Consider the following 23,521-nt stretch of genomic DNA (forward strand, 5'->3'; position numbering starts at 1 on the left):
ATTTTGGTTGATATTTAAGAGCAATATGTTGTTTGGCACAATCAGGGTGAGGGAGGAGAAATTTGTGGTTAGACTAATCTTACTGATTTTTTTACTATCGTCGTCTACGGTCAAAGCTGACAATGTTGAAGTGTTTTATAACGGGTTTTGGTCTCATAGCCCTTTTCCAACAACTTTAGAGCGTTTGCGTAAGACTTATTCTTTGCATTTTTCTATACATAGATATTCGATACCCGAAGAGTATTTAGATATTTTAGAAAAAGGCTTCCAACCTAACGAAGATAAATCTCTCTCTGTGGATTATGTATTCTACTTAATCGAGACTAATGACAGTGGTGAGATAGTGAAAGAATTGGCTGGTGGAAATAATATTTTATTTAATTTAACCAACAGTACTTTTAAGCGTTTAAGCGAAGTGGAGAAGAAGAAATTAAATAATTATATTAAGGATATAAGCTGCGACGATTCGGACTTCTTACCATACAAAAAGCTGTAAATATATTGTGAGTCGAAAAGCAGACAAAAGCTCTTCAGCAAATTCGCCATCTTTACAGTGGCCAAGTGACTTTTTACCGTCGGGCGTGGTTCGAACAAGGTGATCTGGGTAATCTGCCATGTTGCCATATCGCGTCTGCCCCTGAGCCAGCAACTCACTGCTTAACTTCCCAGATTGGCTATCGCGCTCGACTTCCTCAGACAGGGCGAGCACATCAAGATAAGTCATAACTATTCACTATTCAGATGAGACGGTGCAAGGTTTCGTGTCAATGCGATGCTTGGTGGCAAAAGCCATCAGTTTTGCAGTAAGGCATGAACACACCGCAACGTTAGTGTGTGATGCTCCGAAAAGTAAATTATTGTGACAAAGCCTGTGCCGAAAGCTTCTTTCACTCATTAAAAGTGGAAGCGCTTCAGGACGATCCCATCATAAATAAAAAAGCACAGCTCAGATAGAGTTGTGCCTTTTATCATTATTAAGTCGATGTGGTTAGTTAGCCGTGCTGGTGATTACCGTCAGCATGAACGTGACCATGGTCAAGTTCACTCGGATCTGCATCACGAACTTCCACTACTTCAACGTTAAAGGTTAGTTCAACGCCAGCTAGCGGATGGTTACCGTCAACAGTAACTTCTTCGTCAGCTACGTCGACAATCATTACTGATTGCTCACCGTGGTCAGTACTTGCACGGAATTGCATACCAACGGCAACTTCATTATCACCAAACAGGCTCCGTGGAACTGTCTGAATAAGACCTTCGTGGCGTTCGCCATAAGCGTCAGCAGGGGCGATTTCTGCATCAAACTTATCACCAGAAACTTTGCCGGCTAAAGCGTCTTCTAGTCCTTTAATTAACATGCCACGGCCAAAGATAAACTGGAGTGGTTGACCTTCTTTTGATTGGTCTAGTACGTTTCCTTCTTTGGTTTTCACGGTGTAGTGAATACCAACAACTTTGTCCTGGCTAATTGATTGAGTCATGATTCATCCAAGTTATAAGGCAGTGGGTAAATTTCCAAAAGACTCGCGTCATCATCCTTCAGTCGTAATCGCGTAGATGCTTCAATATCATTGGGCAACACTGCTAATACGTCGAGTTGATGCTTGGCATGGCTCACTGCATTAATTACCGTGCCGGCACGCCGCCAATTGTCGCCAAGCTGCTGTTCTATGGTTGCTCCTGGAGCTGCCATTTCAGCTTGGCCACGAAGACGAAAAAGTGCACGCTTCTGCTTACCCAGATATTTCATCCGGGCTATGGTCTCTTGGCCGATATAACACCCCTTCGTAAAACTAATGCCATTTAATGCTTGAACATTAAGCATTTGGGGTACGTATTCCTGTATTGTACCTGAAAGTAGGGTAGCTCGGCCACGCTCTATTTCCAGGGTATGCCATAGTTTGCTTTCAGAGTTAGTAGGTAAGTCATCTTGCTTACTAACAATCAGAAACTGGTCTGGCTGGGAACCTAATTGTAATGCCACCGCAGTTTCTGTAGGTGTAGCTGCTTGTAGCGAGTTACTACATAACGGATGTTGGAGCTGTTCCGCTAACCGCGCTGGTGCGGCAGTACCAAATAAACCATAAACGCTTAGGTTAGTAGACTCATCGACAATGGTAGTTTGGCTAAACACGCCAAATTTCTGCAATTGAGCTAAAGAGGCCTGAAGTGCAGGTAACGTCGTAATAAGCAGTACACTTTCGTGCCAACGCGTCACGAATAAAGTACTAAGTGCTTTTCCTTTATTGTCACAATGAGCTGCGTATAACCAATTAGAGTCTCCAAGTTGGTTCATGTCACAGGTAAGCTGTCCCTGTAAAAACGTATCCGTTTGTGGTCCAGTTAGAGATACTACACCGTATTCTGGCAATGAAACCGTTACGTATTCTGGGGGAGCTTTGGTAAACTCTGTTGTTAACACGCTAATCACCTCGTTTTCCGCTATTAATGTCAAAGGTGGGGACGAATTATGATTATACAAGTACTTTTTATGGGTCAGAAGGAATCATCATGCAAAAACTTCAACAAAACGCCGAATCTTTAAAAAATAAAAACCGATTACGGTGGGCTTGTCGCCGAGGAATGCTAGAGCTTGATGTGCTATTTATGCCATTTGTAGAAGATGCTTACGATGACTTAGACGCTGCTCAGCAAGAAGCCTTTCGGCGTCTACTAACGTGCGATGATCCGGATCTCTTTGCTTGGTTTATGGGGCATCAAGAGTGTGAAGATAAAGAGTTAGCCGGCATGGTGGAGTTTATTCTGAGCCGAGTAAAAGTTTAGTGGCGCTGCTGCGGCTAGCCCTACAGCCTTGGCGTCGGTTTGCTGTGTCGACTCAGATTTGGGGAGTCGACACAGAGACCGGTAACTGGATGCAACTGGATGATTTAGATCAACGTCAGTGGCAGGCAGCAGCATTGAGTTGGGTCACACCTTGGTTTTTGCTAGTACGGCTACACCAAAGTGACCAGCCGCACCAGCACCGATGGTGGTGGTGCTGGCAAGGCTGGGTCAGCGAGGCTGATTATCGACGATTATCGAGATGGCTGTTGCGGCGGCGTGAGTACAGTGGGTTGGGCATTCGGAAGTAACTCAGGATAGTCTAAGTTGTAATGCAAACCCCGGCTTTCATGACGTGCCATGGCGCAGCGCACGATGAGTTCTGCCACGGTAACCAAATTTCGCAATTCGAGTAGGTTATTACTAACTTTACAGTGGCTATAATATTCGTGAATTTCTTGCTGTAATAACTCAATTCGCCGCAATGCACGCTCTAAGCGCTTATTGGTGCGAACAATACCAACGTAATCCCACATAAATAGGCGCAATTCATGCCAGTTGTGTTGAATAATCACTTCTTCATCAGAATCACTGACTTTACTTTCATCCCAAGCAGGAAGTTGTGTTAATAATTCCATTTGATTAACACGTGCGGAAATGTCTTGTGCTGCCGAACGGGCGAAGACCAAGCATTCTAACAACGAATTACTAGCCATGCGGTTAGCACCATGAAGACCTGTGTAGGCGACTTCGCCGATAGCATATAAGTTATGGATATCAGTACGCGCATTTAAATCAGTCTTTACGCCACCACAGGTATAGTGTGCCGCTGGTACCACTGGCATCGGTTGCTGGGTAATATCAATCCCGAGGCTTAGACACTTTTCATAAATATTCGGGAAGTGTTCGCGTATAAAAGCAGCTGGTTTGTGCGATATATCTAGATACATGCAATCTGCTCCGAGACGCTTCATTTCATAATCGATGGCTCTCGCCACCACATCGCGCGGCGCTAGTTCTGCGGCTTCATGAAAATCAGGCATGAACCTACTACCATCAGGGCGTTTTAGTACAGCGCCTTCGCCTCGTAAGGCTTCTGTCAGCAAGAAAGTCTGCGCATTAGGGTGAAACAAGCAGGTTGGATGAAACTGATTGAATTCCATATTAGCGACTCGGCAGCCAGCTCGCCACGCCATAGCAATACCATCACCGCTAGCGATATCCGGATTACTGGTGTATTGATACACTTTCGAGGCACCGCCCGTAGCCAATGCCACAAACTTTGCGGCTATGGTTTCCACCTGTTCGGTAACTCGATTCCAGATATAGGCGCCATAACAGCGACCACTGCTACCACCGATATGCTTATCGGTAATTAAATCGATCGCATTGACGCGCTCGACGACCTGAATATTGGGATGTTTTTTAACTTCATCTACTAGGGTGGTTTGAACTGCTCTACCAGTTGCATCAGCAGCATGCAAAATACGGCGATGACTATGACCGCCTTCTTGGGTTAAATGAAAACGAGGTTGGCCTTGCTCATCAGCAACGCGGTCGAATCCGACTCCAAGTTCAATCAGCCACTGTAAACTTTGCTTCGCATGGCGAGTGGTAAACTCTACAGCTGCCGGTTCACATAAACCGGCGCCCGCAATCAACGTATCCTCAATGTGGCTTTCAATGCTATCATTCTCGTCAAAGACGGCAGCAATGCCTCCTTGCGCGTAGTAGGTTGAACCTTCAGTGAGAGGGCCTTTAGATAAAACGATAACGCGAGTTTGAGCAGCTAACTGTAAAGCTAAAGTTAAACCTGCAGCACCGCTGCCAATAACTAGCACATCGCATTGATAATGAGCGTGTTGTTCCATAAAATATGTTGGATATCCGCGTGCAAGACGCTGTGTTGCCAAATAGATAAACCCGATTTTACTCTTTTGAATTTTTTTTGCGAACTTTTTACTCGGTGATAGGTCATAGCTACAGATAAGAAAAACGGGGCCTATCATCTGACGTACCAAGGGGTTGAGGAGAACAAGCTCGGATGAGCGATTTAGATACAGATAAAGCCCTGGTAGAACGAGTTCAACAAGGTGATCAACGAGCGTTTGATTTACTTGTTAAAAAATATCAGCACAAAGTGATGAGCCTAATAGCGCGGTACGTGAAGCAGCCTGCGGATGTGCCAGACGTAGCTCAAGAAACTTTTGTGAAAGCTTACCGAGCTTTGGCAAACTTTAGAGGTGATAGTGCTTTTTATACTTGGCTCTATCGAATTGCTGTAAACACCGCCAAAAATTATTTGGTATCGCAAGGGCGAAAACCTCCTGCGAGTGATGTAGATGCAGAAGAAGCAGAATATTATGAAGGAGCTGGTGCTCTCAAAGACGGAGCATCGCCCGAAAGTTTATTACTGACCGATGAGATTCGTGATGTGGTGATGCGGACCATCGATGGATTACCAGAGGACTTACGCCAAGCGATTCTCCTTCGTGAGATGGAAGGTTTAGGTTACGAAGAAATAGCGATTGAAATGGATTGCCCCATTGGTACTGTGCGGTCTCGAATTTTTCGGGCTCGTGAAGCAATAGACCAGCAGTTGCGGCCATTATTAGAGCGTTAAATATAAGTGCGCAAAATTACTGAGGAATAACTATGTCAGAGCGTCGTTTACAAACTACTTCAGCATTGTTAGATGGTCACACGAGTGATCTTGATGATGAAGTCAGTCCGTTCAGCGCTAATTTCGATGAGGTGTTAGGTGATCCAGAAGCTCATCGAGCATGGCAACGTTATGCCTTTATTGGGCAAGTCATTCGACACCAACAAAGCGACTGTTGGCAAGTAGATATTAGTGCCAAGGTGGCAAGTGCAGTCGCTGCAGAAACTACAGTAAATGTTGAGAAAAAATTAATAGAGCCGAACCTAACTCAAGGTGGTGCATCTGCCAAAGCAGCTATGCGCTGGTTAAAGCCAGCAGCAAGTGTTGCGATTGCGGCAAGTGTTGCGATTGTTGCGGTATTATCGGTACAGCAAACCGGTATCAATGGTCAACTTGAAGCAGAGATACTTGAGCCGACGACACCGGCTTTAGTAACTAACCCCTTTGGCGGTCGTAACCCAGTAAGTTTTAATACTGTGGTACCCAATCAACAGCCGAGTGCGGCAGAAGTTGCTGAGCAGCGCATGCTGTTAGAGGCTTATATGCTAGATCATCAACGACAGTTGAATATTTCGTTACAAGAACAGACGAAAAAAGCTGCGATTACAGAGACCCAACAACCTGAGCCACAAGCGCCACAGAATGATTAAACATGCCTTTGCTGTTGCTCTGCTTAGCGGAGCAACACTTTTGTTTATGCCCGCCGCGGCAATGGAACAACCTAACTTAAACTTAAACGAAGATGCAGTAACTCAAGCTGAGAATATAGGGCAGCACTGGTTTAATCGCATGGCGTCTGCATTACGCGAGTTAAATTTTCAGGCTACGTTAGTGCGTAGTCAGGGACAACGCATGCAGCCTTTACAATGGTCTCATGGTGTTTTAGAAGACGGTCTTGAAGTTGAGTTACTGCAACACCTCAATGGGGCAGACGTCAGAATTTTAAGGTTAGGTAATCAAACCTCTTATTATTTTCAGCCATCAGATCGCTCTTATTTTGTGCAAACAGATATCACACCGGGACTGTTGCCTCGAGCTTTTTATCAATCTTTTTCTCACATCAATGATCACTATCAAGTTGTTGCCGTTGAAGGACACCGAATTGTCGGCCGTATGGCTCAATATCTTCGTCTGGTGAGTAGAGACAACTATCGTTATCACTACGATTTATGGGTAGACAGTGAAACCGGTATGCTACTGCGTTTGCAAATGCTTACGCCACAACGCGAAGTCTTAGAAGAATTGCAACTGACTTCTATCGATCTTCCCGCCGCATCGCCGATTGCATTGCAAGCATTAGAGGGCGTTCAGCGGCCCCCAAGACTATATCACCACCAACAACAAGAGCCCTTACAATTTGGCCTCTATCCACAATGGTTACCGAGTGGCTTTAGCCATCAAGCTCAACATCATCGTCGTCTTTCCAACACCGGATTAGCTACCGATTACTTTCTGTTTAGTGATGGCTTAACTGAGGTATCGATTTATGTTACCGATGGCGATAGTCAGCGTTTACCGGGATTGGCGTTAGAGGGAGTCGACTCGCTCTTTAATACGCAAACGAATGGTTATGCGATAACGGTAGTGGGCAAGTTGCCGGTTGCAACTCTGCAGCGAATTGGCGAGAATATGGCTTTGGGTCAGCCTGATTAATGTAGGTATAAAACATGATTCGTGAACTAGCTGAAGTTATTGCAGTGGATGAGTCGAGCCTGTTAGTAGCTACCCAACTCAAAACCGGCTGCAGTGGTTGTGCACAACAAAACACCTGCGGTGCTGGAGTGATATCTAAAGCCTTTGCGGACCGCCGAGCGCAGTTTCGGGTGGCTAAACCGATGGGCGAGTTTCGTGTTGGCGAACAGTTAGAACTGCTCTTGCCAGAGCAAACCTTAACGCACTTTTCATTACTTATGTACGGCCTACCTATCGTTGTGTTAACTCTACTAGCAATGCTGCTAACTAAGGTTACCAGTTGGTCTGAAGGCTGGATCATTTTGACGGCATTTGCTGGGTTTGGATTGAGTTTTATCGGTCTTAAAAAATGGCTATCACAACGCGATATTCAGATTAACAAGCAGCTAAAAGTAGTACAAATCAGCTGATTTCTCCGAAAATCCTTTGTTACTCGCCGTATTATCAGTATGATCAGCGGTTAATTCGTATTCCTATTTTGTTTTTGCGGGGGCATTAATGCCAGATAAGGCGTTTAAGCAAGCAAATATTCGCAATTTTTCAATTATTGCGCACATTGACCACGGTAAATCAACGTTGTCTGATCGTCTCATCCAGCATTGTGGAGGCCTAACTGATCGTGAAATGGCCGCCCAAGTATTAGACTCGATGGACCTAGAACGAGAGCGTGGCATTACTATTAAAGCACAGAGTGTAACGTTACATTACACGGCACAAGATGGTGAAACCTATCAGTTAAACTTCATTGATACACCAGGACACGTAGATTTCACCTATGAGGTGTCGCGTAGCTTGGCTGGTTGTGAGGGTGCTTTGCTAGTGGTTGACGCAGCGCAGGGTGTAGAAGCGCAAACATTAGCAAACTGCTATACCGCAATTGAAATGGATCTTGAAGTTGTGCCGATTTTGAACAAGATCGATTTACCGCAAGCGGATCCACTGCGGGTAGCTGAAGAAATTGAAGATATTGTGGGTATCGAAGCGATTGATGCGGTGCAATGCTCCGCAAAAACTGGGATTGGTATTGAAGAAGTCCTTGAGCGAATTGTTCGTCAAATACCTCCACCACAAGGAGATCCAGATGCTCCGTTACAAGCGCTGATCATTGATTCATGGTTTGATAATTATCAAGGAGTAGTGTCTCTCGTTCGGGTGAAGAACGGGACGCTGCGGGCCGGTGATAAGATGAAAGTGATGTCTACCGGACAATCCTACCAGATCGATAAAGTTGGCTTTTTCTCACCGAAACCTACAGAAACAGGTATTCTACGCTGTGGTGAAGTAGGCTTTGTGATTGCCGGTATTAAGGAAATTCTTGGGGCGCCGGTGGGCGATACCTTAACCCTTGCTAAGCAACCAGCCGATGCAGCACTCCCAGGCTTTAAGAAAGTTAAGCCACAGGTGTACGCGGGCATGTTCCCCATTTCTTCAGATGACTACGAAAACTTTCGAGATGCTCTAGCAAAACTATCTCTCAACGATGCTTCGTTGTTTTATGAACCGGAGAACTCGGCTGCGCTTGGCTTTGGTTTTAGGATAGGTTTCTTGGGCATGCTACACATGGAAATTATCCAGGAGCGGTTAGAGCGAGAGTATGACATAGATCTTATTACCACTGCACCGACGGTGGTTTACAAGGTTTTAAGAAAAGACGGCAAAGAAGTTAACGTGGATAACCCAGCAAATTTGCCAGCGCTTAACGACATTGACATCATTTATGAACCCATTGTAGAAGCAAATATCTTGGTGCCTCAGGACTATTTAGGCAACGTGATTACTTTGTGTGTCGACAAGCGCGGCGTGCAAACGAAAATGGCCTACCATGGCAAACAAGTTGCAGTAACCTACGAGTTACCTATGGCTGAAGTTGTGATGGACTTTTTTGACCGCTTAAAATCAACAAGCCGTGGGTACGCCTCACTCGATTATCAGTTTAAGCGCTTTCAAGAAGCCGATATGGTGCGAGTGGATGTGTTAATTAACGGTGACAAGGTTGACGCTTTAGCGATGATTACTCATCGCGATAATGCGCAAGGTCGTGGCCGTGAGTTAGTCGATAAGATGCGGGAACTGATTCCGCGCCAGATGTTTGATATTGCGATTCAGGCAGTTATTGGGACGCATGTTATCGCGCGCTCGACGGTAAAACAATTACGTAAAAACGTTATCGCTAAGTGTTATGGCGGGGATGTTAGTCGTAAGAAAAAATTACTGCAGAAGCAAAAAGAAGGTAAAAAACGGATGAAGCAACTAGGTAATGTTGAAGTTCCGCAAGAAGCTTTCTTAGCTGTACTCAAGGTTGGTAAATAAGACGACATTGGCGTCACGATAAGGAAAAAGCACGAATGGCCAATTTTTATTCGGTGTTGTTGACAATTGTCACCTTGGTGGCAGGTGCGCTCTGGTGGTATGACGCACGTTACAAAAAGCCAGTGCGCTTGCAACGTATTCAAGCTGAAGAGCAACGTTTGCAACAACAGTTGGATGAAGAGGCGCGAGCTCGGATTGCCCCTCAAGGGCGCTTAGCCGAGTTTGCGCAGTCGGTGTTTCCGGTGTTGTTCGTGATACTTATTCTACGTTCATTTATTTTTGAGCCGTTCAGAATACCTTCAGCGTCGATGATGCCAACCATGTTGGCCGGTGACTTTATCTTGGTACAAAAGTTTAGTTATAGCTTACGAGATCCTATTTTTCGTACCGAATTAATGAAAACTGGTACCCCACAACGGGGTGATATTGCGGTCTTTAAATATCCAGGTAACCCGCAACTGGATTACATTAAACGAATCATTGGTACGCCTGGCGATCGGATAATATATCGTAATAAAACGTTATATTTAGAGCCTGCATGTGTTGAGCAATCCAGTGAATGTCCACAAATGCAGGTGATTGAACGGGATGTGACGGCTCAGGATGAAGTTTATTTTAGCCGGTCTACTCCTTTGGTGCGCTACCAAGAGCAGTTGGGTAATGTGACCCACGAAATTCTTATTGATCCAACTATTGCACCACGTACTCCGTATTTTTATCAGCAAGAAGGCACGGCTCCTGATGAATGGATAGTACCCGAAGGACACTATTTCTTTATGGGTGATAACCGTGATAATTCTGAAGATAGTAGATACTGGGGCTTTGTACCAGAGCATTATCTGGTAGGTCGTGCTACTTTTATTTGGATGAGTTTTGAAATGGACCGTAGCCGGAATAGCTGGCTACCGCAATGGGTTCCTACTGGCGTTCGCTGGCACAGACTCGGAACCGTGGAGTAATAAGTGAGTTTACCAAAACCACCTATTCATAAGTTAGAACAAGCGTTTGGTTATCGTTTTAATAATCGTGATCAGTTAGCGCAAGCCTTAACTCACCGTAGTGCGGCGGCGCAACACAACGAACGCCTGGAGTTTTTAGGCGACTCGGTGTTAGGAATTATTATTTCTGAGGCCCTGTTTGAACGCTTTCCGAAAATAGATGAAGGCGATTTAAGCCGAATGCGCGCCACTTTAGTTTGTGGTCGCTCATTAGCTAAGCTTGCCCAGCAATTTGAGCTTGGTAAATATCTGGTGCTGGGGCCAGGAGAAATGAAGAGCGGCGGCCATCGGCGAGAATCTATTCTTGCTGATGCAGTGGAGGCTTTGCTCGGTGCCATGTACCTAGAAAGCGATTTAGTGACCTGTCGTCAAGTCGTGCTGCGTTGGTTTGCTCCTCACTTAGCTGCGATAAAACCTGGCGTCAGCCATAAAGATCCCAAAACGCGATTACAAGAATTTTTACAGGGTCGGCAATGTGCATTGCCACTTTACGAAGTTGTGGCGACCCAAGGCCAGGCGCACAATCAACAGTTTACCGTGAGTTGCCAAGTAGACGGTTTGGCAGAAGTGGTGCTTGGTACTGGTACCAGTAGACGCAAAGCTGAACAGAAGGCCGCGGCAGCAACGTTAGAGTTGCTACAACACCAGCAGGAACCTGTGTAATGGATGTGACTGAATATCAATCAGAGTCAGCTTTTGTCGCGATTGTAGGGCGTCCCAATGTGGGCAAATCTACCTTACTGAATCGTATTCTTGGACAAAAAATCAGTATCACCTCGAACAAGCCACAAACCACTCGACATCGAATTTTGGGTATCGAAACTGAAGGTGATAGACAAATAGTCTATGTTGACACGCCAGGATTGCATCAAGACGAGAAAAAGGCGATTAATCGACTCATGAATCGCGCTGCTGCAAGCTCTATGAGTGGTGTTGAAGTGGTTTTATTTGTGGTGGAAGCAAATCGCTGGACCACAGATGATGAGATGGTACTTAACAAACTTAAGAAATCTCAACGTCCTGTTATTTTGGTTGTGAACAAGATCGATCAGATAAAGGATAAAAGTAGTTTATTGCCACAGCTGCAACAATTAGCAGCGCGACATACATTTGCCGAGATTGTGCCTTTGTCTGCCGCTACTGGCGATCAAGTTGAGGCTTTACGTAGTTTAGTTCATCAATATGCCAAACCAGGTGTGCATCACTTTCCTGAAGATTATGTTACCGATAGATCATTGCGTTTTATGACCGCTGAAATAGTGCGTGAAAAACTCATGCGTTTTACCGGCGATGAATTGCCATACAGTACGACCGTTGAGATTGAACAATTTCGCACTGCAGATAATGGTACCACCCATATTCATGCGTTGATTTTGGTCGAACGAGAGGGACAAAAGCGGATGATTATTGGCGCTGGTGGCAGTAAGTTAAAAACCATTGGTACTGAAGCGCGAAAAGATCTCGAGCCATTAATTGGTGGCAAAGTCCATTTGCAGCTCTGGGTTAAAGTAAAATCCGGCTGGGCTGATGATGAACGAGCACTCCGCAGCTTAGGGTATGGTGAGGATTAAGCCATGCAACCGGCATATGTGCTGCATCGCTGGCCTTATCAGGATAGCAGCCTACTGGTTGAATTATTTACGCTGCAGCACGGGCGATTTCGGGTTATTGCGAAGGGAGCTAAGCGGCCCAAAAGCCGCTGGCGAAGTATCCTTCAGCCCTTTACACCGTTGCTGGTTGAAACTCGCGGTAAACACGAATTACAAACGCTTGTTGATGCCGAAGCCAGTGCACCAGCCTTTGCGCTGCAGGGGGTTAACCTTTACAGCGGTTTTTACCTCAACGAGCTATTACAACGTCTGACATCAATCTATCAGCCGTTAGATGGGGTGTTTGATGACTATCAGCAAGCACTGCAGCTGTTACCGCAGATGGCCCAAATAGAACCTGTCTTACGTCGTTTTGAATGGCAACTACTGTGTCATTTAGGGCACGGTTTTGATTGGTTTTATGATACTCAGCAACAGCCTGTAGTAGCGAACAGCCATTACCTATTTGTGCCAGAAGCTGGTTTCAGTGCTGTTAGCGCAACACCTCACTCTTATGCCGGTAGCGATTTACTTAAATTAGCTGCTTTCGAATTAAACGATAGTAGGCTACTTAACGTATTCAAACGTTTAATGCGAGAAGCGCTAGCACCCTATTTAGGGCCCGCACCGCTTCGTAGTCGCGAATTATTCATACAGTTGCAAGTAGCGTCAAGCACGGCTAACCAGCCAGTGGTGGCGCCGCTGAGCACAGAAACATCCAAAGGATACACATCATGAGCTTGCAGCAATTTCCCATTTTGTTAGGGGTCAATATTGATCATGTCGCTACACTACGAAATGCTCGTGGCGTCAGCTATCCAGATCCGGTAACAGCAGCTGCGTTAGCAGAACAGGCTGGAGCCGATGGTATAACTATTCACTTGCGTGAAGATCGTCGTCATATCCATGATCGCGATGTTGAATTGCTCGCCCATACTCTGCAAACCAGAATGAACCTAGAAATGGCGATAACTGATGAAATGCTAGCCATTGCTGCAAAAGTTAAGCCGGCTTATAGCTGTTTAGTGCCCGAAAAACGTGCTGAGCTTACTACTGAGGGTGGTTTAGATGTAGCTGGCCAGCTTGCACGAGTAACTGATGCAGTAGCAAGTTTAGCAAGTCATGGCACTATTGCTTCTTTGTTTATTGATGCCGATAAAAAGCAAATTGATGCGGCCAAAGCCAGTGGTGCTCAAGTGATAGAGCTGCATACCGGGCATTACGCTGAACAAACGACTGAAGCAGGGCAACAACAAACGCTTCAGCAACTAAGAGACGCAGCTGATTATGCGCATGGTCTTGGTTTACAAGTAAACGCAGGTCATGGTTTGCATTATCATAATAGCGCTGCAATAGCGGCAATTTTACCGTTAGTAGAGTTGAATATTGGGCATGCCATCATAGCTCGAGCGGTGCTGGTAGGATTGGATCAAGCCGTGCGTGACATGAAGCAGCTGTTGCAGCAAGCTCGCATGCAAGCTATCGCAGAGCTGAACTAAGGGATGGCGCAGTTTTATCGGCCTGGTCAAGGGCCGCAGCAGCGAAAACGCGAAGCTAAGCCAAAACCTGCAACTATTGCAGCAGCAGATGTGGTTGGGCTGGATCATTTTGGTCGCGGTGTCGTGCGAAGTGCGCAAGGGGTTAAATTTGTGGCTGGGGCCTTACCTGGCGAAGTTATCGACTACGTTGAGAGTAGCAAGTACGAGGCGGAACTTTTAGCGGTACAGCAATCTAGCCCTGAGCGGCAGCAACCGGCCTGTGAATTCTATCGGCAATGCGGTGGTTGTGACTTGCAGCATTTGAATGTAGCAGCACAACAGCAGCATAAGCAGCAAGTAGTCACTGAGTTATTGCATAAGTTTGCTGGCATTGATGTCACTGCACAGGCGTCACTGTGGCAACCGACACTTAGCGGCAGCCCGTGGAACTACCGTCGACGGGCTCGCTTAGCAGCTCATTATGATAAAAGTAAACGGCAGCTCACGTTGGGGTTTCGGGCCAGAAAAAGTAAAACCATCGTGCCGATTTCTGAGTGTGCTACGTTAGCGCTAGCGTTAAATAGCTTGTTGGCTCCGTTGCGTGCATGCTTAGCTGAGCTCAAACTGGTGCCGTTTTTGGGGCATGTAGAACTCCTTGAAACCACAGCTGAGCCGCTAGTGGTGTTGCGTTTAACTCGTTCGTTGGCAGCCGCCGATAGAGCACGTTTAGTGGCATTTTCAGAACACCATCAAGTGCGCATCGCATGGCAGGATGAGCAGCAGGTACATTTGTTAGATACTGGGCCGCTTCCTCAATACGCAACTTGGCAGGCTAAACTGCAGTTTAACCCAGGTGACTTTTTACAAACTCACCGTGATTTAGCTGAGGCTATGGTCGCCCAAGCTCTGCAATGGCTTGAGCCAGAATCTGGTGATACTATTTTGGAGTTATTTGCCGGTAGTGGCCATTTTACTATTCCGTTTGCTCGCAGTGGGGCTCAGGTAACGGCAATAGAGGGTGTACCTAGTATGGTCCGGCAATTACAGCACAACGCCCACCTGCATGGCGTAGCTGTGACTGCGGCGTGCAGCAACTTAGCCCAGCCCTGGGCGCAAAGTGCAGCAGCAACGCTATTGCAAGGGCCATTCAACAAGGTGCTGCTGGACCCAGCTAGAGCTGGTGCCGCGCAGGCAGTACAAGAGTTAGTGCGGATGCAACCAGCGCAAATTCTGTATATTTCTTGTGCTCCGGATACCTTAGCGAGGGATGCCGCGACGCTGGTGCAAGGCGGTTATCACTTAAAACAAGCACAACTGGTTGACATGTTTCCGCAGACCCATCACATTGAGGTTATGACACTATTCGAAAGGGAGTAAAGCCGTGGTTTTTGTGCGCAGTACCCATGTTGACAAACCGAGTCAAACGGGCGGGGATTGGTTAGCTCACGTTGACTCTAAGCAGCGCAAGCAAGCGTTAACTGAGCTTAGTCAACAGTTACAACAGCTGTTAGTGAAGCAACCTAAAGCTGCGCACATTGAACTGAAAGGTCAAGAAATGGTGGAGATCCTAGCTGGTTTAGGATTGGACCAAGAGACCCTAGTAGCGGCCTTACTCAGCCCTGCCTACGAACTGAAGCTACTGACACCGGAGCAAGTGACGGCGTGGGGTGGTGAGTCCTTATTGCAGCTGATGCAAGCAGTACAGCAGATGCAGAGCATTAGCGCCTTGCAACATTTTCAGCATGGTAAACCTAACGATGCGCAAATAGATAATGTACGTCGCATGTTGCTGGCGATGGTGGCAGACGTACGAGCAGTGTTAATTAAACTAGCTGAGCGTATTTGTTTTTTAAGAGAAGTCAAAGGATTAGACGAAGAAACACGAGTTCTTGCCGCTAAGGAATGCCATGAAATTTATGCGCCACTAGCTAATCGATTAGGCATTGGTCAACTCAAGTGGGAACTAGAAGATCTCGCATTCAGGTACTTGCATCCAAACACCTACAAAGCTATTGCCAAACAGCTCTTGGAACGACGTATTGATCGTGAAACATATATTCATGATTTTGTGCAACATCTACAGCAGGCACTGCATGATGAAGGCGTAGAAGCTACCGTTTACGGACGGCCTAAGCATATCTACTCGATTTGGCGAAAAATGCAGAAAAAGCATCTTAACTTTACCGAGTTGTATGACATCCGTGCAGTTAGAATCATTACCACATCGCTAAAAGACTGCTATGCCGCGTTGGGCGTAGTTCATAGTTTATGGCGTCATATTGGCTCTGAATTTGATGATTATATTGCCACTCCTAAGGCTAACGGGTATCAATCGATTCACACCGTGGTGCTTGGGCCTGCTGATAAACATGTAGAAATACAAATTCGCACCCAAACCATGCATGATGATGCTGAACTTGGGGTTGCAGCCCACTGGATGTACAAAGAGGGGGCGGCAGTTAGTAAAGGGCAAGGCCTAGAAGAAAAGATCGCGTGGCTGCGCAAATTGTTAGCTTGGCATGATGATATGGCGGGCAACGATGAATTAGTGGCAGAAATTCGCTCTCAAGTATTTGAAGATAGGGTGTATGTATTTACTCCAAAAGGAGAAGTGATAGATTTACCTAACGGCGCAACGCCTTTAGATTTTGCCTATTACATCCATTCACAAGTTGGGCATCGCTGTGTTGGAGCCAAAGTGGATGGACATATTGTACCTTTTACTTATGCGTTAAAAAATGGCGAGCGGGTAGAAATTCTTACGCAAAAGAATGCGCAACCGCGCCGCGATTGGCTCAATCCTACCAGTGGTTATCTACAAACCTCGCGTGCCCGGGCTAAAGTAGCCACTTATTTCAAAAAGCTTGATCGTGATAAAAATATTAAAGCAGGTAAAGAGCTACTCGAGCCAGAGCTAGCAAAACATGGCATTCCCCTGAGTGCTGCCGAGCAGGTTCTTGAGCGCTTTAATATGACGCACTTAGATGACTTAATTGCCGGCATCGGTGCGGGTGATGTGCGCTTGCAGCATGTGGTAAACCAACTTAAACCAGCCACAGATACAGCGGCCGAGCGCATCGAGCGACTCACAGCCAAACCTGCCAAGCAGCGCACTGGTAAACAGAGCGATGTCACTGTTGAAGGGATTGGTAATCTCCTCGTGCAATTTGCCAAATGCTGTCAACCGGTGCCAGGTGATAGTATTTTAGGCTTTGTAACTCAGGGGCGGGGCGTTTCAGTACACCGCAAGGATTGTGAGCAGTTGCAGCATCTTTTAGACCAACATCCTGAGCGTGCATTGGCGGTAAGCTGGAGTGAACAAAAGCAAGCTAACTATCGAGTTGATTTGCGCCTTATCGCAAATGATCGTCAAGGATTATTGCATGACATTACCAGCGTCTTAGCCAATGAACGTGCTAGCGTGGCGCAACTTGATTCGAAACGAGATGAAGCTAGTGCTTTAGCCAGTATTCGGGTTGGCGTGATGGTAGCGGACCAAGCAGGTTTGCAGCGCTTAGTCAGTCGTCTAAGCCAACTCAAAGGTGTGCATGAAGTGGTGCGAGTGCCAGCTTGATAGGTAAGGAATAACATGAATTCATTTACAGGTGTGCAAGCCTTGGTAACCGTTATGCAACGGTTGCGAGATCCGGTTGGCGGGTGCCCATGGGATTTGCAGCAATCCATGGCCAGCCTCATTCCTTATACTTTGGAAGAAGCATACGAAGTTGCCGCCGCAATTACCGCGGGCGAACCAGCAGCGATAAAAGATGAACTAGGTGATTTATTGTTCCAGGTGGTGTTTTATGCACAGCTTGGCAAGGAACAGGAACTATTTGATTTAGACGCCATTGCTGGAGCTACAGCAGAGAAGCTCATGCGGCGACATCCACACGTGTTTGGTGAGCAACAAGCCCTCAGTGATGCTGAGATAAAAGCACAGTGGGAGCAGATAAAAAGTGAGGAGCGTGCTGAGCAAGGCCAAAGCGATAGTGTGTTTGATGGTATTGCAGATAATTTACCAAGTATTTTAATGGCTCAAAAACTGCAAAAACGGGCTGCGACTGTGGGTTTTGATTGGTCTGAGATGGCTCCCGTGATTGCTAAAATAAGGGAAGAATTAGCGGAAGTTGAAGATGAAATTAGAGCTAACGATAACGCAAAAATAGCTGCTGAGATTGGCGATTTGTTGTTTGCGGTGGTGAATTTGGCCCGCCACGCTCAGGTTAATCCTGAGCACGCATTGCGCCTGACCAATCACAAGTTTAAACAGCGTTTTCAATGGATAGAAACGCAATTAGCCCAGCAGCAAAGACGTCCTGAAGAGTTGAGTTTAGACGAGTTAGAAGCCTATTGGCAACAAGCTAAACAACAGTTAAATCACGTTGAAAGTAAGAAATAATTTGTCGGCTATGGGCTACTCGGGTATACTGTTTTCCCGTCTTGAAGCATTTCCCTATCAACCTGACGACTTAGGTTTCGCATGACAACTAATTATATTTTCGTCACCGGCGGTGTTGTATCTTCGCTGGGCAAAGGTATTGCTGCAGCTTCATTGGCGGCAATTCTCGAAGCACGTGGCCTAAAGGTTACGATTCTTAAACTGGATCCTTACATTAACGTGGATCCTGGTACCATGAGTCCCATTCAGCACGGCGAAGTGTTTGTGACCGAAGACGGTGCCGAAACCGATCTGGATTTGGGACATTACGAACGATTTATTCGTACCCGAATGACCAAGAAAAACAACTTTACTGCTGGGCGCGTATACGAAGATATCATTCGACGCGAACGTCGTGGTGAGTTTCTTGGCGCTACCATTCAGGTCATTCCTCATATTACCAACGAAATCAAACGTCGTATTGTTGATGGAAGCAGCGACTATGATATTGCTATCATTGAAATCGGCGGCACCGTAGGTGATATTGAATCACAACCTTTTCTTGAAGCTATTCGCCAATTGGCCACTGAAGTGGGTCGCGATCGTACGTTATTTATGCACCTCACCTTGGTACCGTTTTTAGGTGCTGCTGGCGAAGTAAAAACTAAACCAACCCAACACTCGGTAAAAGAACTTCGCTCGATTGGTATTCAGCCGGACATTTTGGTGTGTCGTTCAGACCGTGCCTTACCTGCTACGGAACGGGCTAAAATTGCGCTATTTACCAATGTTGAAGAACGCGCTGTTATTGGCTTGAAAGATGTCGATAGCATTTATAAAATTCCGGCTATTCTGAAGTCGCAAGGCCTTGATGAAATCGTGACCCACAGGTTCCGATTAGACTGCCCAGAAGCAGATTTAGCTGAGTGGGAACAGGTGCTCTATCAAGAATCGAATCCTAGCGGTGAAGTGACCATTGGTTTTGTTGGAAAGTACATTGAGTTGCCTGACGCTTATAAATCGGTGAATGAAGCTTTAGCCCATGCCGGCTTAAAGAATCGTTTAACCGTGAACTTACGCTACATTGATGCGCAAGATATTGAAACTAAAGGTGTTGCTAAACTTGCTGATGTAGATGCCATCATTGTTCCAGGCGGTTTTGGTGAACGCGGAATACTAGGTAAGATCATGGCGGCCCAATACGCTCGTGAGCACAATATTCCTTATCTAGGCATTTGTTTGGGGATGCAGATTGCGCTGATTGAATACGCACGTAACGTTGCCGGTTTAACAGGCGCCAATAGCACTGAATTTGAAGCCGATGCAAAACATCCGGTGGTAGGATTGATCACCGAGTGGATGGATGCCAAAGGTCAGAAAGAATTACGCAATAACAGTTCTGATTTAGGCGGTACTATGCGTTTGGGTGCGCAACCATGTAATTTAGTGCAGGGCACTAAGGCGCGGACATTATACGGTGCCGATGTGATTCAAGAGAGGCATCGCCATCGCTATGAAGTCAACGGTCATTATATCGAGCAATTAGAAGCGGCAGGCTTGAAAATATCAGGTTGGTCACATGATAATCGCTTAGTAGAAATTATTGAAATTCCTACCCATCGCTGGTTTGTGGCAGCGCAATTCCATCCGGAATTCAACTCTACTCCACGTGATGGGCATCCATTATTCCGCGGTTTTATTGAAGCCGCAGGACAGTATCAAAAAGAGCGTCGCGCTTAAGCGTCGCGTGTTATGGCAAAGGAGTATTAAAGATCATGGCAGCAATTAGTCGTATTGTAGCTCGTGAAATCATGGACTCACGCGGCAACCCAACTATTGAAGCAGATGTTTATCTAGACAATGGTCATTGGGGGCGCGCCGCTGCCCCTAGTGGTGCATCAACTGGCTCTCGTGAAGCACTAGAGTTACGTGATGGTGACGCTCACAGATATTTAGGCAAAGGTGTGCAAACTGCCGTGCGAAACGTGGTGGAGCTTATAGCGCCAGCGTTACAAGGCATTGATGCAACGGAGCAAGCTCAAGTTGACCAAATCATGTTAGATTTGGATGGTACTGAGAACAAAGAAAAATTGGGTGCGAACGCTATTTTGGCCGTATCGCTAGCTGTTGCAAAGGCTGCTGCTAGTGCCAAGGGAATACCCTTGTATGCTCATATTGCTGAACTCAATGGTACTGCCGGCAAGTACAGCATGCCATTGCCGATGATGAATATTCTTAATGGCGGCGAACACGCTGATAACAATGTAGATATTCAAGAATTTATGATTCAGCCCGTAGGTGCGAAGAATTTTGCTGAAGGGTTACGTATGGGAGCGGAGATCTTTCATGCGTTGAAAAAAGTCTTGCAGCAACGTGGCTTAAGCACAGCCGTGGGCGATGAGGGTGGTTTCGCGCCAAACTTGGCGTCTAACGAAGAAGCTTTAGCGGTGATTGTTGAAGCTGTTGCCAATGCTGGCTACCAGATGGGGCGTGATATCACCTTAGCCCTTGATTGTGCTGCATCAGAATTCTATCGCGATGGCCAGTATCATCTAAGCGGCGAGGGTAAATCATTCGATGCCGCTGGTTTTGCTGAGTATCTTGATGGCTTGTGTCAACGCTATCCGATTATTTCAATTGAGGATGGCTTGGATGAAAGCGATTGGGCTGGCTGGAAAGTCTTGACCGAACGTTTGGGCAGTAAAGTGCAGTTGGTAGGTGATGATTTGTTTGTAACTAACACCCGTATTCTTAAGCGTGGTATTGATGAACAGATCGCAAACTCAATTTTGATTAAGTTTAATCAAATTGGTAGTTTGACTGAAACCTTAGCGGCCATTCGAATGGCACATGAAGCTGGTTTCACCGCAGTTATTTCACATCGTTCAGGTGAAACTGAAGATGCTACTATTGCTGATTTGGCGGTGGGTACAGCGGCAGGGCAAATCAAAACAGGTTCGCTCTGTCGTTCAGACCGAGTGGCTAAGTACAACCAGTTGTTGCGTATCGAGGCTGAGTTAGATGGTCAGGCTGCGTATCGTGGTCGTGCCGAAGTAAACGCAAGCTAGCACATGGGTTGTGGTCAGCGTTTAACTGTCGCAAGCTTGTGAACTCTGCCGATGAGCAATATGAACGAGAATCAACAAGCTGACATTTTCCAGGCGTTGCACGGTGGTTATGTTAATAGCCCCCAAGCCACGCCTGATCAATGGCCTGCGGCAGCTTTCGCTGAACTTTGTAACGCTTTGTATGAACGTGAATTGCAACAACTTGCACAGCAGTTGGGGCTAACGGTTCAGGGGTTACAAAAGCGTTTACGAAGTCTGCCTTACTACATTCAACAAGCGGCGCGTGGCATGTTACAGTGCGGCGCGCCGTTTGTATTAGACCTCCAAAACGCCTCCTGGCAGACGCCACAAAAAACAAAGCTGCAGACCGCGGCCAAGCAAACGACTAAACTTAGCAACTGGTTACACAAGCACGCCAAATTAGGCGATGCTGTGGTGATTCATGTGCAAACCCAACATCTACAAAAAGCTGTCTTAGATTCGCTTGATCGTCTTGATCTAGCCCAACAGCGAGTGCATTGTAATCATTGGGGATGGTTTGATTTGCAGGGGCAATGGCTGGATCGATTGCCAGCGCATGAAGCGGCAGCAACGGCGACGCAGGCGGTATTAGTTTTGCCCGATAAGTATCATTTAGGGGCTGCTATGGGGGGCCATCAATGGGGCCATAAAGGCAAGTTAGATCCCCGCCCCTTGAGCTTACGTGAGGTACTGCTTGCCACCCGCATTCAGTGGCGGTAACAGCAGTTAGAATGCGCCCCAAAAGGCAACTACACCCGCAATCATCACAATCACTAAACTTAATTTGCGAAACAAAGATTCGGATAAGCGGCTACTGATACGGTGCCCTAGCCAAGAACCACTAACAGCACCAGCCAACAAACAGAATAAAATAGGCCATTGCTCTAATTGATAGCGTTGTTGCCAGCTAAAGCCAATCACATTAGTTAATGCAAGTAGTAAAAAGAATAAGGTTAGGGTGGCACGAAACGATACCCGGGCGAGACCGTAACTTGTAAGAAATAGCACTACGGGTGGCCCGCCTAAGGTTAAAGCGCCATTACTAAAGCCACCGATGGTACCAGCTAATATTTGCTGCCACGCGGCTCCGTTACTTTGCCAGCGTAGGTTAAACCAAAACAACAGGGCGACCAGAATAACTCCACCAGCCATGATCTGTTGTAACAACTGTAAGTTGATTGCGGCTAATAGGTATTGTCCAGCAAGGCTTCCAAGCACGCCGCAGCCAAGCAACCAAGGCCACTGGCGCCACGCTATAGCATGTCGTAGTAACCAGCCTAAATAAAGTGCCATGGCTAGGTTAACTACCGACAGTAGTGGCGTGAGGGTAGAAAGTGGCAGCCAAAGCACTAATAAGGGCACGGCAATCAGCCCGGAGCCAAAGCCAGAAATGCCTTGCAAACAGGCTGCAACAAACATAATCATAAGGATTATCAGATATTCCATAGCTTTTTCATTGGGGTTAGCCGTAAAGGTCGATATACTACCAGAAATTATCTGACAACCTACTAGTTCTAACGGGTTATTCACGTTGCAGGTGGAGGCGAGGATGCGATTGCTAAAACTCACGTTTCTAGTGATTTTAATTGCGCTGCAATATCGTTTATGGTTTGGCAAAAACAGCCTGCCAGATTATTGGAATATGCAAGCAGATGTGCAACGACAGGCCGCTGCCAATGATAAGTTGCGGCAACGCAATCAATTGGTCGCAGCTGATATTGAAGACTTGCGCGAAGGCCAAGTAGCGCTAGAAGAGCGCGCTCGCAACGAACTAGGACTGATAAAAAGCGATGAAACATTTTTCCGTTTGGTGCCAGTAAAAACACAACCATGATAGATCACATTCCAAGTATTGCTGCGATTGTTCCAGCGGCCGGTAGTGGCCAGCGGATGGCAAGCAAGATCCCTAAACAGTATCTGCAATTAGCTGGCAAAACGGTGCTAGAGCATAGTTTACATGCGCTCACGCAAGACTCACGGATTTCGAAGATCTATCTTGCTTTAAGTGCAGAGGATACATTTTTCAGTGCACTTCAGTTGCAGTTACCCATTCCAGTCATACCCGTAGTGGGGGGAGCTAGTCGAGCAGCCTCGGTATTAGCGGGGGTAGAACAAGCACGTCTCGATGGTGTGGACTATGTGGTGGTGCACGATGCGGCCCGACCATGTTTGCAAGCTGATGAATTATCCAAAGTTATCGATGTGGCGTTAACCCATCCTCAAGGTGCGCTGTTGGCATTGCCCGTAGCCGATACGATGAAGCGAAGTGATGCACAAAACGCGGTTAGGCATTCAGTAAAACGAGAGCATTTGTGGCATGCACTGACACCACAGGTGTTTGCTTTGCAACCTTTACTCAATGCCTTAGTTAGTTTAGGGGTAGATCACCCAGAACTTACTGACGAGGCCTCAGCGATCGAATTATCGGGTGGCAAGCCGCAGTTAGTGGCCGGTAGGCGCACCAATATTAAGGTGACGCAACCGGGTGATGAGCAGCTTGCCGACATGTATTTAAAGTTTTTTGCGACAGAACGTCAGGGGTAA

Annotated in this window: 26 protein-coding genes; 21 read left to right on the top strand and 5 right to left on the bottom strand. The window is 46.5% G+C overall.

What is annotated here, in order from left to right:
* Positions 1-496: hypothetical protein (locus tag NOG12_RS01705; protein WP_313932239.1), on the top strand; the 496-nt coding region annotated here is incomplete at its 5' end.
* Here the strand turns inward: NOG12_RS01705 and NOG12_RS01710 are convergent.
* From NOG12_RS01710 to ygfZ, 3 genes are all read right to left on the bottom strand, one after another.
* Entirely contained in the window at positions 476-724 is a 249-nt protein-coding gene (locus NOG12_RS01710; RefSeq protein ID WP_313932240.1) for a hypothetical protein, read from the bottom strand. The two genes, NOG12_RS01705 and NOG12_RS01710, sit on opposite strands and share 21 nt — an antisense overlap.
* Positions 725-992: 268 nt before the next feature.
* Positions 993-1,481, bottom strand: a complete 489-nt coding sequence (locus tag NOG12_RS01715; RefSeq protein WP_110075195.1) for an FKBP-type peptidyl-prolyl cis-trans isomerase — start codon at positions 1,479-1,481, stop codon at positions 993-995.
* Positions 1,478-2,422 carry a tRNA-modifying protein YgfZ gene (gene ygfZ, locus NOG12_RS01720; RefSeq protein WP_257119964.1) on the bottom strand — a complete coding sequence of 315 codons (945 nt, stop codon included), beginning with the start codon at positions 2,420-2,422 and terminating at the stop codon, positions 1,478-1,480. Before ygfZ ends, NOG12_RS01715 begins: the two co-directional genes overlap by 4 nt.
* Positions 2,423-2,511: 89 nt before the next feature.
* Here ygfZ and NOG12_RS01725 point away from each other — a divergent pair, with 89 nt between their 5' ends.
* Both NOG12_RS01725 and NOG12_RS01730 read left to right on the top strand, forming a co-directional pair.
* Positions 2,512-2,784: an FAD assembly factor SdhE gene (locus NOG12_RS01725; protein WP_110075194.1), complete on the top strand. Its 273-nt coding sequence runs from the start codon at positions 2,512-2,514 to the stop codon at positions 2,782-2,784.
* Positions 2,785-2,828: 44 nt separating this feature from the next.
* Positions 2,829-3,092 carry a hypothetical protein gene (locus NOG12_RS01730; protein ID WP_153825716.1) on the top strand — a complete coding sequence of 88 codons (264 nt, stop codon included), beginning with the start codon at positions 2,829-2,831 and terminating at the stop codon, positions 3,090-3,092.
* Here NOG12_RS01730 and nadB read toward each other — a convergent pair.
* Positions 3,036-4,652 carry an L-aspartate oxidase gene (nadB, locus tag NOG12_RS01735; RefSeq protein ID WP_313932241.1) on the bottom strand — a complete coding sequence of 539 codons (1,617 nt, stop codon included), beginning with the start codon at positions 4,650-4,652 and terminating at the stop codon, positions 3,036-3,038. The two genes, NOG12_RS01730 and nadB, sit on opposite strands and share 57 nt — an antisense overlap.
* Before the next feature lie 173 nt (positions 4,653-4,825).
* Here nadB and rpoE point away from each other — a divergent pair, with 173 nt between their 5' ends.
* The 16 genes from rpoE to NOG12_RS01815 all read left to right on the top strand — a co-directional run bounded on the left by rpoE (position 4,826) and on the right by NOG12_RS01815 (position 21,697).
* Positions 4,826-5,404 (top strand): RNA polymerase sigma factor RpoE, encoded by a 579-nt coding sequence (rpoE, locus tag NOG12_RS01740; RefSeq protein ID WP_110075192.1) that lies wholly within the window; start codon positions 4,826-4,828, stop codon positions 5,402-5,404.
* Between the two features lie 32 nt (positions 5,405-5,436).
* Positions 5,437-6,093 (top strand): RseA family anti-sigma factor, encoded by a 657-nt coding sequence (locus NOG12_RS01745; RefSeq protein ID WP_110075191.1) that lies wholly within the window; start codon positions 5,437-5,439, stop codon positions 6,091-6,093.
* The gene (locus NOG12_RS01750; RefSeq protein ID WP_313932242.1) at positions 6,086-7,096 is read left to right on the top strand and encodes a MucB/RseB C-terminal domain-containing protein; all 1,011 of its coding nucleotides are present in this window, start codon (positions 6,086-6,088) and stop codon (positions 7,094-7,096) included. The genes NOG12_RS01745 and NOG12_RS01750 overlap by 8 nt, the downstream gene beginning before the upstream one ends.
* 14 nt (positions 7,097-7,110) lie before the next feature.
* Positions 7,111-7,545 (top strand): SoxR reducing system RseC family protein, encoded by a 435-nt coding sequence (locus tag NOG12_RS01755; protein WP_313932243.1) that lies wholly within the window; start codon positions 7,111-7,113, stop codon positions 7,543-7,545.
* An 88-nt stretch (positions 7,546-7,633) separates the two neighbouring features.
* Complete coding sequence (lepA, locus tag NOG12_RS01760; RefSeq protein WP_110075189.1) at positions 7,634-9,445, top strand: translation elongation factor 4; 1,812 nt, start codon at positions 7,634-7,636, stop codon at positions 9,443-9,445.
* A 35-nt stretch (positions 9,446-9,480) separates the two neighbouring features.
* Positions 9,481-10,404 (top strand): signal peptidase I, encoded by a 924-nt coding sequence (lepB, locus tag NOG12_RS01765; protein WP_110075188.1) that lies wholly within the window; start codon positions 9,481-9,483, stop codon positions 10,402-10,404.
* A 3-nt stretch (positions 10,405-10,407) separates the two neighbouring features.
* Positions 10,408-11,106 (top strand): ribonuclease III, encoded by a 699-nt coding sequence (rnc, locus tag NOG12_RS01770; RefSeq protein ID WP_110075187.1) that lies wholly within the window; start codon positions 10,408-10,410, stop codon positions 11,104-11,106.
* Complete coding sequence (gene era / locus NOG12_RS01775) at positions 11,106-12,014, top strand: GTPase Era (RefSeq protein ID WP_110075186.1); 909 nt, start codon at positions 11,106-11,108, stop codon at positions 12,012-12,014. The genes rnc and era overlap by 1 nt, the downstream gene beginning before the upstream one ends.
* 3 nt (positions 12,015-12,017) lie before the next feature.
* Positions 12,018-12,770 carry a DNA repair protein RecO gene (recO, locus tag NOG12_RS01780; protein ID WP_313932244.1) on the top strand — a complete coding sequence of 251 codons (753 nt, stop codon included), beginning with the start codon at positions 12,018-12,020 and terminating at the stop codon, positions 12,768-12,770.
* On the top strand, positions 12,767-13,531 hold the full coding sequence (gene pdxJ, locus NOG12_RS01785) for a pyridoxine 5'-phosphate synthase (RefSeq protein ID WP_110075184.1): 765 nt from the start codon (positions 12,767-12,769) through the stop codon (positions 13,529-13,531). The genes recO and pdxJ overlap by 4 nt, the downstream gene beginning before the upstream one ends.
* A 3-nt stretch (positions 13,532-13,534) precedes the next feature.
* Positions 13,535-14,887: a class I SAM-dependent RNA methyltransferase family protein gene (locus NOG12_RS01790; protein WP_313932245.1), complete on the top strand. Its 1,353-nt coding sequence runs from the start codon at positions 13,535-13,537 to the stop codon at positions 14,885-14,887.
* A 4-nt stretch (positions 14,888-14,891) separates the two neighbouring features.
* The gene (relA, locus tag NOG12_RS01795; protein WP_313932246.1) at positions 14,892-17,084 is read left to right on the top strand and encodes a GTP diphosphokinase; all 2,193 of its coding nucleotides are present in this window, start codon (positions 14,892-14,894) and stop codon (positions 17,082-17,084) included.
* A gap of 15 nt (positions 17,085-17,099) precedes the next feature.
* The gene (gene mazG / locus NOG12_RS01800; protein ID WP_313932247.1) at positions 17,100-17,909 is read left to right on the top strand and encodes a nucleoside triphosphate pyrophosphohydrolase; all 810 of its coding nucleotides are present in this window, start codon (positions 17,100-17,102) and stop codon (positions 17,907-17,909) included.
* Positions 17,910-17,990: 81 nt separating this feature from the next.
* The gene (locus tag NOG12_RS01805) at positions 17,991-19,628 is read left to right on the top strand and encodes a CTP synthase (protein WP_110075180.1); all 1,638 of its coding nucleotides are present in this window, start codon (positions 17,991-17,993) and stop codon (positions 19,626-19,628) included.
* Between the two features lie 35 nt (positions 19,629-19,663).
* Entirely contained in the window at positions 19,664-20,956 is a 1,293-nt protein-coding gene (gene eno / locus NOG12_RS01810; protein ID WP_313932248.1) for a phosphopyruvate hydratase, read from the top strand.
* A 51-nt stretch (positions 20,957-21,007) separates the two neighbouring features.
* Entirely contained in the window at positions 21,008-21,697 is a 690-nt protein-coding gene (locus NOG12_RS01815) for a hypothetical protein (RefSeq protein WP_313932249.1), read from the top strand.
* Positions 21,698-21,703: 6 nt separating this feature from the next.
* On the opposite strand, the gene NOG12_RS01820 is transcribed toward NOG12_RS01815, so the two are convergent.
* Entirely contained in the window at positions 21,704-22,402 is a 699-nt protein-coding gene (locus NOG12_RS01820; RefSeq protein WP_313932250.1) for a sulfite exporter TauE/SafE family protein, read from the bottom strand.
* A 124-nt stretch (positions 22,403-22,526) separates the two neighbouring features.
* Between NOG12_RS01820 and ftsB the strand changes: the two genes are divergently transcribed.
* Both ftsB and ispD read left to right on the top strand, forming a co-directional pair.
* Positions 22,527-22,811 (top strand): cell division protein FtsB, encoded by a 285-nt coding sequence (gene ftsB / locus NOG12_RS01825; RefSeq protein ID WP_110075176.1) that lies wholly within the window; start codon positions 22,527-22,529, stop codon positions 22,809-22,811.
* Entirely contained in the window at positions 22,808-23,521 is a 714-nt protein-coding gene (gene ispD, locus NOG12_RS01830; protein ID WP_313932251.1) for a 2-C-methyl-D-erythritol 4-phosphate cytidylyltransferase, read from the top strand. The genes ftsB and ispD overlap by 4 nt, the downstream gene beginning before the upstream one ends.

The organism is Pseudidiomarina fusca, from assembly GCF_032227045.1.
In the GTDB taxonomy this organism is placed as follows: domain Bacteria; phylum Pseudomonadota; class Gammaproteobacteria; order Enterobacterales; family Alteromonadaceae; genus Pseudidiomarina; species Pseudidiomarina fusca.

Coding starts and splice junctions, on each gene's coding strand:
- NOG12_RS01725 (WP_110075194.1), top strand. CDS start 2,512: ATGCAAAAACTTCAACAAAACGCCGAATCTTTAAAAAATAAAAACCGA.
- NOG12_RS01805 (WP_110075180.1), top strand. CDS start 17,991: ATGACAACTAATTATATTTTCGTCACCGGCGGTGTTGTATCTTCGCTG.
- recO (WP_313932244.1), top strand. CDS start 12,018: ATGCAACCGGCATATGTGCTGCATCGCTGGCCTTATCAGGATAGCAGC.
- NOG12_RS01745 (WP_110075191.1), top strand. CDS start 5,437: ATGTCAGAGCGTCGTTTACAAACTACTTCAGCATTGTTAGATGGTCAC.
- mazG (WP_313932247.1), top strand. CDS start 17,100: ATGAATTCATTTACAGGTGTGCAAGCCTTGGTAACCGTTATGCAACGG.
- ftsB (WP_110075176.1), top strand. CDS start 22,527: ATGCGATTGCTAAAACTCACGTTTCTAGTGATTTTAATTGCGCTGCAA.
- NOG12_RS01750 (WP_313932242.1), top strand. CDS start 6,086: ATGATTAAACATGCCTTTGCTGTTGCTCTGCTTAGCGGAGCAACACTT.
- NOG12_RS01715 (WP_110075195.1), bottom strand. CDS start 1,481: ATGACTCAATCAATTAGCCAGGACAAAGTTGTTGGTATTCACTACACC.
- lepA (WP_110075189.1), top strand. CDS start 7,634: ATGCCAGATAAGGCGTTTAAGCAAGCAAATATTCGCAATTTTTCAATT.
- NOG12_RS01710 (WP_313932240.1), bottom strand. CDS start 724: ATGACTTATCTTGATGTGCTCGCCCTGTCTGAGGAAGTCGAGCGCGAT.
- NOG12_RS01820 (WP_313932250.1), bottom strand. CDS start 22,402: ATGATTATGTTTGTTGCAGCCTGTTTGCAAGGCATTTCTGGCTTTGGC.
- era (WP_110075186.1), top strand. CDS start 11,106: ATGGATGTGACTGAATATCAATCAGAGTCAGCTTTTGTCGCGATTGTA.
- ispD (WP_313932251.1), top strand. CDS start 22,808: ATGATAGATCACATTCCAAGTATTGCTGCGATTGTTCCAGCGGCCGGT.
- eno (WP_313932248.1), top strand. CDS start 19,664: ATGGCAGCAATTAGTCGTATTGTAGCTCGTGAAATCATGGACTCACGC.
- pdxJ (WP_110075184.1), top strand. CDS start 12,767: ATGAGCTTGCAGCAATTTCCCATTTTGTTAGGGGTCAATATTGATCAT.
- NOG12_RS01790 (WP_313932245.1), top strand. CDS start 13,535: ATGGCGCAGTTTTATCGGCCTGGTCAAGGGCCGCAGCAGCGAAAACGC.
- NOG12_RS01815 (WP_313932249.1), top strand. CDS start 21,008: ATGAGCAATATGAACGAGAATCAACAAGCTGACATTTTCCAGGCGTTG.
- rpoE (WP_110075192.1), top strand. CDS start 4,826: ATGAGCGATTTAGATACAGATAAAGCCCTGGTAGAACGAGTTCAACAA.
- lepB (WP_110075188.1), top strand. CDS start 9,481: ATGGCCAATTTTTATTCGGTGTTGTTGACAATTGTCACCTTGGTGGCA.
- NOG12_RS01755 (WP_313932243.1), top strand. CDS start 7,111: ATGATTCGTGAACTAGCTGAAGTTATTGCAGTGGATGAGTCGAGCCTG.
- nadB (WP_313932241.1), bottom strand. CDS start 4,652: ATGGAACAACACGCTCATTATCAATGCGATGTGCTAGTTATTGGCAGC.